We start from the raw sequence: 720 nt of genomic DNA, 5'->3' as shown, positions 1-720 counted from the left end.
TATTGGTGAAAGTATTGCAGGTCAAACCTTCCCTTAGGTCCAGATTATCAAGTTCAGCGTTCGCATCCTGAGATATTCTCCAGGTCCCTTTTCCTCCAATACCGGAGATAAAGGGAGCCGTTCCAATTACTCCCTTAAAGGTTGTGTCTCTGTGATTGATAATACCGATATTTCTAAGAATCTCCAGATCTTTAGTTCCATCACTTACAATTTCCCATCCCTCATTAGCTCCTGCGGTATGTTTAATCCAGTCATCTGAATTTAGGCACAATAACCCCTTAGCTAATCGTGTGGTATCTATGCGAACTTCACCCGTTACACTATGATTACCATAAGTTGTACTTCCATTTCCATCAATGCTTAGTTTTAACTGATTGCCTTTTGAATAAAGTTTTACCCCCTCAGTATTTAAACAATTACCTACCTGAGCATAGTTATCAGTCCCCATAGCCAGCATATTACCATAAGTGGACTGACCATTGATTTGACCTTGTATGCTTTGATTATTATTCAGCTGAATGAGTTTGGCAAAAACACCATTTTCATCTACCCTAAGATTCCCGAAGGCTCTTAATTCTTTGGCTGTCCAGTCAACATTCGATTTATTTGCATTTAAAGCTGTGTAGACGTCCTCTCCTTGCCAAAGTAATTTACCGGCATCATTCTTCAAAACGCCATAGCTATCACCTGCATCATTAGAAAGGTTTATAGCTTTCTTAA

1 protein-coding gene is annotated in these 720 nt (G+C 39.3%); it reads right to left on the bottom strand.

Annotated features, from left to right (window positions below):
- On the bottom strand, positions 1-720 hold a 720-nt coding region (locus tag EO244_RS16970), incomplete at both ends, for a hypothetical protein (RefSeq protein ID WP_164977531.1).

The organism is Ancylomarina salipaludis (assembly GCF_004122035.1).
GTDB classification, from domain to species: Bacteria; Bacteroidota; Bacteroidia; order Bacteroidales; family Marinifilaceae; genus Ancylomarina; species Ancylomarina salipaludis.
Note: the sequence above shows the minus strand (reverse complement) of the source record. Positions and strands in the feature narration are given on the sequence as shown.